The 1,658-nt window shown below is 53.9% G+C and carries 2 protein-coding genes and 1 pseudogene; all 3 read right to left on the reverse strand.

From position 1 onward, the window contains the following. A pseudogene (locus AACS92_RS21710) lies at window positions 1–322 on the reverse strand (tail assembly protein); the annotation flags it as partial. Continuing rightward, on the reverse strand, window positions 319–1,065 hold the full coding sequence (locus tag AACS92_RS21715; RefSeq protein WP_099112019.1) for a C40 family peptidase: 747 nt from the start codon (window positions 1,063–1,065) through the stop codon (window positions 319–321). The gene AACS92_RS21715 and the pseudogene AACS92_RS21710, both read right to left, overlap by 4 nt. Window positions 1,066–1,067: 2 nt before the next feature. Next, window positions 1,068–1,658: phage minor tail protein L (locus tag AACS92_RS21720; RefSeq protein WP_099112020.1), on the reverse strand; the 591-nt coding region annotated here is incomplete at its 5' end.

Below are 1,658 nucleotides of genomic sequence, written 5' to 3' on the forward strand. Positions count from 1 at the left end.
AGAACGCGCCGGCCACCACCATGACCGCGCCCAGAATAGTCTGAAAGACACCGGCATTTTTACTGCCGATAATGATGGGCGCAATGCGGATATCGTCCTGCCCGGAAAACATCAGCTCTTCCCGGCTGATATTGCGTTTTCCGTTAAACACGGCAAAGGTCAGCCCCTGCGCTTTGGCAGTCAGCAGAAAGCGTTCAAATCCTTTCATCCGCACGGATAATGCCCGGATCGCTTCCTGCGGGGTAGAGACAGCCAGTTGATGCACTCGGCCGAACTGAGTCCCCAGTACACCGTAAAGCCGCACGGTGCGTAATGTGTTCATGATGTCATTCTCCTAAACAAAAAATCCGCCGAAGCGGATACGTGACGCAAGGTGATGGTGGTGCGTTCCTGCCAGTAGCCATGATAGGGTTCCCGCTTACTGAGCTGCCCGTACAGGTGGTGCAACATCAGGCCGTCCCCCAGATAAACCCCGGCATGGTTGGGTTCATTCGCCTGTACCTGCATAATGATCACATCCCCTGCCTGCAATTCACCGCGACAGGCGACAAATCCAGCGGCGGCATACTGTTTCATATACAGATTTTCGCCCCGAGTCCACCAGCCATCGGTACGGTCAAAATCAGGGAGTTCAAGTGTGCGTTCCAGTTTGTACCAATCACGCACGATGGCATAACAATCCCAAATACCGTGCACGAACGGACGCCCTATTAAGGGCTTAATGCCTGCCAGAGGCATCAAGGTACGGGTATCCCCTTCCGGCCATGAAACAATCACCCATGGAATTTGTGACAGATCACACTGGGCGATATCCAACGGGCTCGGCTGTGTCGTCGCATCGGGGTGACTGTGAACAATGGCAACAATCGTGCCTTGGTCTTCAGCAGCCGCGTAATCCTCCGGGTGAATACAGAACTGTTCAGTGGGTGACGAGGCGGTATTGCGACAGGGAAGGTAATACTGTCGGCGGTGCTGTTGAATAATTACCCCGCAGCACTCATCCGGGTAGGCCGCTTGGGCATGCACCATCATGGCACGGGTGGTCGATTTTCTCAGTATCGTCATCGTTAGCGCCTCAGCAATGCCGAACCGGGAAATCCCCCAAAGGGCAATTGCGCTGTGTCACCAAAACGTTTTTTACAGTCGCGCATTAACCCTCCACAGGCATCCGAGGCCGGATCATTGGTCGGTTTGCCTCTTTCCGTAAAATAACGGGTGCCGGTATAGCCACACGGTGACTGGCGATACTGTCCACGGATGCACCATGTACACAGGCTGTGAATTTGCCGGGTCGGAATTTTAATCCCCTGCAAATCGGCGGGAGAAGAGAGCGAAAACTGGATGCTTTCGTTATCTTCCTGAGTTTTGCTGTCGATGTAGAAAACATCGATTTTTTCCTGCGTCGGATCGGCTTGCGGGTTGCCATCGGGAAAATTACGCGCATCCAGATAATGGGCAAAGGTCATGCGGATCGTGACACGCGCCTGCACCATGTTTTGATACGCCAGACACAACGCACTGAGTGTGCCGTCCAGGTTGGCCACATTGAGAGTAGGAGATACCGCCCTTCCATCACTGGTCACTTCCAGCCCTTCAATGCTGACGGGCCACGGTTTGTATTCTACACCCTGCCACCAGAGCGATTTCACCGGTAAGTT

The sequence above is a fragment of the Xenorhabdus sp. KJ12.1 genome (assembly GCF_963876495.1).
GTDB classification, from domain to species: Bacteria; Pseudomonadota; Gammaproteobacteria; order Enterobacterales; family Enterobacteriaceae; genus Xenorhabdus; species Xenorhabdus stockiae.